5 protein-coding genes are annotated in these 5,877 nt (G+C 70.3%); 2 read left to right on the top strand and 3 right to left on the bottom strand.

Annotated features, from left to right (window positions below; translation table 11 throughout):
- Both ACQKIP_RS37675 and ACQKIP_RS37670 read left to right on the top strand, forming a co-directional pair.
- On the top strand, positions 1-501 hold a 501-nt coding region (locus tag ACQKIP_RS37675; protein ID WP_427745173.1), incomplete at its 5' end, for a TetR/AcrR family transcriptional regulator.
- Between the two features lie 125 nt (positions 502-626).
- Positions 627-1,367 (top strand): class I SAM-dependent methyltransferase, encoded by a 741-nt coding sequence (locus tag ACQKIP_RS37670; protein WP_365863475.1) that lies wholly within the window; start codon positions 627-629, stop codon positions 1,365-1,367.
- Positions 1,368-1,522: 155 nt separating this feature from the next.
- Here the strand turns inward: ACQKIP_RS37670 and ACQKIP_RS37665 are convergent, their stop codons facing one another.
- From ACQKIP_RS37665 to ACQKIP_RS37655, 3 genes are all read right to left on the bottom strand, one after another.
- Positions 1,523-3,673: a PQQ-dependent sugar dehydrogenase gene (locus tag ACQKIP_RS37665; protein WP_365863476.1), complete on the bottom strand. Its 2,151-nt coding sequence runs from the start codon at positions 3,671-3,673 to the stop codon at positions 1,523-1,525.
- Positions 3,674-3,817: 144 nt separating this feature from the next.
- Positions 3,818-4,828, bottom strand: coding sequence for a LamG-like jellyroll fold domain-containing protein (locus tag ACQKIP_RS37660; RefSeq protein WP_365863479.1), 1,011 nt, complete (start codon positions 4,826-4,828; stop codon positions 3,818-3,820).
- 202 nt (positions 4,829-5,030) lie between these two features.
- The coding region (locus ACQKIP_RS37655; RefSeq protein ID WP_427745172.1) for an MFS transporter at positions 5,031-5,877 on the bottom strand (847 nt) is incomplete at its 5' end.

Here is a 5,877-nt window from a genome sequence, read left to right as displayed (position 1 = left end):
GACGGCCTGACGCTGGTCACGCTCGCGGAGGAAGCGGGGGTGAGCAGGCCGATCGCCTATGACCACTTCGCCACGCGCCCCGGCCTGCTGCTCGCTCTCTACCGGCGGCTCGACGAACGCCACCGGGCCGCGATCACACGGGCCTTGCAGGATGCGGCACCCAGCGCCGGCGAGATCGCCCGCGTCATCAGCGTCGCCTATTTCGCCTGTGCCACCGCCATGCCGGAGCTCGGTGCCGTATCCGCCGCGCTGAGGGGAAACCCGGAGGTGGAGGCGCTCCAGCGCGAGTTGGCCGACAGCTACACGGACTTGATGGCGGCGGCGCTGCTGCCCTACTCCCGCCTTGCGCCTTCAGCCCTCCGGCTGGGCTGCGTCGGCATGCTGGGCGCGGCCGAGGCGATTGCCGCCGAGCTGAACCGGGATCGGGCAACCGACGACGAGGCGGTCACCGCGCTGACCGACGCCATTCTGGGCCTCCTCAACACCACGGCCGGCCGTTAGGGCCCGGGCGCAAAGGCAGTTGCACGTCGCACCCACCGGACACGGCACTGGCCTGTACCGCCGGATGCAGCGGACCACCCGTAAACGTGTTGACCGCCTCCGACAGGCAGTGCTGGAGTCGGCACGTGGACAGCATCGACGCCAACCGGCGGCTCTGGAACAAGATCAGCAGCGCCTACCAGCACGAGCACGACCCGCAGATCGGCGCCGCACCCCGGCTGTGGGGCATGTACTCCATTCCCGACGCGCACCTGCACGCCCTGGGCGAGGTCACCGGCAAGCGCGTCCTGGAACTGGGCTGCGGCGCCGGCCAGTGGGCCGGGGCGCTGGCCGCAGAGGGCGCCGACGTGGTCGGGCTCGACCTGTCCGAAGCCCAACTCTCCGCAGCGGCCCGCACGATGGGAGACGGCCGCTACCGACTGGTGCAGGGCGCCGCCGAACAACTCCCCTTCGCCGACAGCAGCTTCGACCTGGTGTTCTGCGACTTCGGCGGACTCAGCTGGGCACCCGCGCACCAGGCCGTCCCGCAGGCCGCACGCGTCCTGCGGCCGGGCGGGCGCCTGGTGTTCAACGTCGCCAGCCCGTGGTTCGAAGCCTGCTACGACGAAGCCGCCCGACGGGTGACCACGACGCTGCAGCAGGATTACTTCGAGCTGGACGCCATCGCCGAAGGCGACGGCGCGCGCAGCTATCAGCTCACCTACGGCGACTGGGTCAGGGTCCTGCGTGGCGCGGGTCTCGTCATCGACGACCTCATCGAGCCCCGCCCCCAGCCCGCAACGCCCAACGGCTACAACGAAACCGACCCGCCCGTCTGGGCCCACCGCTGGCCGGCGGAACTGCTCTGGGTTACCCACAAGCCGTAAGTCCCGCAGCGCCGTGAGCGGCGCGTCGCTGCCGTGCGGGCGGATGCCGGTCCGCCCGCCCCCTTCGGGTTCTCCCGCCCGGACTTGCCCGTGGCGCCCTGCCCGCGGCCGTCTCCCGTGCACCGCCGGCCGCGGACTGGCACCGCACAGGGCTGCTACTGCTGTCCGGAGACCTTCAGCCCGCGGATCCTGCCCGCGTTGTCGAACGAACCGAAGCCGATCCGCCCGTCGCCGGGCCGCGTGCTGACCGCTGTCATCAAGGGGTGGGAGGAGCCGTCCAGGTACACGGCCGTCTCACCGGTCTCCCCGCAGCGCACCACCCTGACCTTGTGCCAGGCCGCGTCGCTGATCGCGGGCGGGGCGCCGGTGGTGCCGTCCCATTGGTCCTCCACCCGCAGCCGGTCGGCGTCGTCCACCGTGAAGACGCCGTTGTGCGGATAGATGGAGTTGTCCTGCGAGAGATGCGCGTAGCCGAACCTGGTGTCCGACTCGTGGCCGAAGATGACGACCACGTCGCGGTTGTCGATGTCGGTCGGCGTATCGATGCGGACTTCGGCGTCGATGCGGACATTGCGGTAGGCGGGGCCGGCGGTGAGCACGGCGTACTCGTAGGGGCGGCGAGGTCCGGGCCGCTGGGCGCCCGGCTCGGTCATCACCGCCTGGCCGTTGTGGAACTGCCACTTGGAGGGGGTGACGGGCGCCCAGTTCTTCGCGCCCATCACGTGGGTGAGGGTGGTCCCCTCGGTGTCGCAGCCGGCGAACGTGCGCGTCCCGGTCACCTTCCAGATCTTGCCGTTGGCCTTGGAGAGTATGTACAGCTCGCCCCGGGCGTCCTGCCCGAACCGCAGGTCCACACGCTTGTCGCCGGCGAGTTCCTGCATGGAGACGCGCCGGCCGGACTTCGCGTCGTAGACCATGAGGCTGTACATCTGCGCCAGGCGCTGCTGGGCGCCGGGCTTCGCGCGGCGCATGTCGGCGGCGTCCGTGTAGAGAAGACGGCCGTCGACGATGTCACCGAGGACGTACTTGCCCCGCAGCCCGTGCAGGTCGTGGCCGCGGTAGACGTAGCCGCCGGAGATGCCGCGGCCCACGTCGGACTTGCAGTTCCAGTCGGCCGGCGGATCGTGGTCGTAGGCGGCGACCGGATAGGTGTAGCCGTACTTCGCGTCATCGGCGGGCAGCGGAAGGATCTTGGCGCACGGGTCGGTGGCCTTCTTGTCGAAGACGAAGGCGCCCTCGCGTTCGCTCCAGCCGTAGTTGTCGCCGGCCCGCACTTCGTAGACGGCCTCGATGGCGTGCTCGCCCACGTGGGAGAGGAACATGCGGTGGCCGGCGCGCGTGTCCCAGCTGAAGCGGTGCGGGTCGCGCATGCCGATCGCGTAGATCTCCCCGAGGGTGCCGGGCTCGTCGGCGAAGGGATTGGCGGGCGGGATGCCGTACTTGCCGTTCGTGCCGTTGTCGCCGCGCGGGTCGATGCGCAGGAGCTTGCCATGCGGCAGGGCCCTGTTTTGCGGGTCGCCGGTGGTGGAGCCCTTGCCGCCGTCTCCGACCGCGATATAGAGCAGTCCGTAGTCCGCGTCGCCGCGCTTGGCCGTCGGGTTGAAGTCGATCTGCTGGATGCCGTGGACCTGGCCGTTGAAGCCGATGCGGAGCAGCTCTCGGTGGCTGCCGGAGAAGACGGTGGCGCTGGGGTCGTCGGCCGTCCACTCGGTGACGATGCCGTGGAACCCGTTTCCGCTGGGCTGGTTGAAGTCCGGCTTGGCGTCGGTCAGTTCGGGCTTCTCGGTGTGGACCGTGTAGAAGCGGCCGTTGCGCCGGAAATCCGGGTCGAAGGTGACGTAGCCGAAGCCGGTGCCCAGACCCCGGCTGGCGTAGAAGGCGGCGGAGAACTCCTTGTACAGGTCCAGGTAGGGGCGCTGCCCGGAGCCGTCCTTGTTGAGGGAGTACAGGGTGCCGTTCTGGTCGGCGACGGCCAGGCGGCCCGACGTGCCGGGGAACGGGGTCAGGTAGTTGATCCGGTTGTGCCGGATGAGTCGGCTGTCCTCGACCGGGCCCGGGCGCGGCTCGGACTTGGGGAGCTGGGCGAACTCCTGGACCTCCAGACCGAGACCGGAGGTGATGGGCTTGCCGGGGATGGGGTCGGTGACAGCGGCCGCCGCGGCACCGGCGGCACGCTCTTCGGCGGGGGGCGCGTCGGCCGCGCCCGCCGGTACCGCGGTGAGCAGGGCGGCGAGCAGGCTACCGGTGAGGACTTGGACCAGGAGGGATCTCTTACGGGGCCGGACGTGCGGGGCCGACGGGGACAAGGGGGCTCCCTTCGTGTGGCGTGCCCGGGAGGTGCGGTCGGGCGGTGTGCACCGGACACGTGTTCAGGACGTGTGCTCGGGACGGCGCTGCGGTCATGGGTCTCGCGGACCAGTCGGCGCGGGACGCACGTCCGTCACGTGGACTCAGGACGCGGGTCGCCCACCGGAGCGGCGGTACTCGGCCCTGACCTGGCCCGGGGTGGCGGCCCGATCGAGAAACAGCAGATCGTCCATGCGGCAGTTGCAGGGGTTGGCTTCGCGGGTGTTCTGCGGGAAACTCCCGCCGATTTTGATGCCTCGCGGGTCGGTCAATGAGGCCACGTCGGGCTCCGGCTCCCCGGCAAGGGCCCACGGATCGCCGTCGCGGACGTAACTGCCCGACAGCGCGCGGCCGTTGCGGTAGAGCGCCATCTCCCCCGTGTCGAAGTCGAAGGTCGCGGCCAGGTGGACCCACTTGCCGTCCGGCAGATGGGTGCGCCAGTCCCCGTCCGCGGCGAAGGTCTGGGACGTGGAGCCGTCCACGCGGCGCCCGAGTGCGACCAGGCGCAATTCGCCGTTCACATCGATCAGTTCGAGCAGAGCCCGTACGTCGTGTCCGTTCGAGTCCCCGGTCAGGACCCCCGCCAGACCAATAGCGTTGTAGCGGTCGGCGGGGTCGGCCGAGCCCGAATTCGGGCTCGGGTTCTGCCCGGTGGTACGGAACCAGCCCATCACAGTGGCCTGGCGGGCTCCGTTGAACGCGTGCAGCGAAGCCGCGCCGTCCGGGTCGTACACGCCCGCCTTCCAGTCGTCGTTGCCCGCCGCGTCCGGACTCACCTGCCGGGTCTGCAGCACGTGCCCGCGCCGCGGATCGCCGTCGCGCACGCGCATCGCGGCGCCGCCGTTGACGAGCGAGAGGCTGGTGCCGGACTTTCCCACGTCGCGTTCGCGCCCGGCGTCCGCAGGATCCGGATGCTCGAAGTCGTAGCCCGCGACCAGGCTTTTGCGGATGCCCGCCCCAGCGGCCGCGGACCGGTCGTCCGGCGCGGACACGCCGCCGGACGGGGTGACGAACGCGGCGGTGAGGAGAGCGGCCCCGGCCGCCATCACGCCGGGCCACAACCTTGCCCGTACAGATCTGCGCCGGTACGACGGCACGGCGGTGCCAGGCGTCATGTCCCCTCCAGAAGGCCAGCGAAGAAAGCGCTTCCTGTCATGTCTGCTGCAACGTACAAACATCGGAGGGAGGCGACAAGAGTCTGTACAACGTTTACCGTGCCGTTCTTGCGGGGAGCTCAGGCACCGGAGCCCGCTCGTCCGGTGCCGCCGCCCTGCCGGCCGGGCGTCCTTCGGGGGGCGCCTGGTGCGGCTCCGGCGTTCAGGATGCCGCGGGAACCGGGTCCTGCTTCTCCCGCGCCTCCGCCGCCAGTCGGCGGCGGCGCGTGGCCGGAGCGAAGAGGGCCAGCACGAGGGCTCCGAGAACCCAGGTTCCGGCGATGAAGATGAAGACCGCCTCGTAGCCGACACCGTTGTAGATACCGGCGATCATCAGCGGTCCCGCCGCGTTCGACAGCCGGCCCAGGCCATAGGCGATGCTAGTGCCCAGCGAGCGGCCCCGGGTGTCGAAGAGTTCCGGCGAGTACGCGTAGGCCAGGGCGGTGTAGCCGCGCTCGAAGAGGTTGACCAGGAATCCGAAGACGACGATCAGGACCGGGGTGAACGTCAGTCCGTACAGCAGACCGGACGCGGCGATGATCAGCCCGAAGACCACCAGGCACCATTTGCGCTCGAACCGGTCGGTGACCATCGCCGCGAGGAAGGAGCCGAGCGGTGCGCCGACCGTCGTCAGCGCTACGTAGAAGATCGAGTCCTCCACGCTGACGCCCTCGGCGGCCAGCAGGGTCGGCGCCCAGCTGGAGTAGCCGAAGAAGCCGATGGTCTGGGTGATCCACAGGATCGACAGCAGGATCGTGGGGAACAGGAACTTCCTGTCCTTGAGCAGGCCCGGGCCGGACCTGCGGACCGGGTTCTGCGGCTGGGGCTGCGGCTTCTGTACGGCGGGCAGCGGGCCGTGCTGGGCTGCCGCGCCCGCCTCGATGCGCGTCAGGACGACGTCGGCCTCCTCGTGGCGGCCGCGGGACTCCAGCCACTGCGGAGACTCCTCGAGTTTGCGCACGAAGAACACGAACAGCACGCCGATCGAGCCCCACAGGTAGACCAGGCGC

It is taken from the genome of Streptomyces sp. NPDC059900 (assembly GCF_050270335.1).
In the GTDB taxonomy this organism is placed as follows: Bacteria; Actinomycetota; Actinomycetes; order Streptomycetales; family Streptomycetaceae; genus Streptomyces.
Note: the sequence above shows the minus strand (reverse complement) of the source record. Positions and strands in the feature narration are given on the sequence as shown.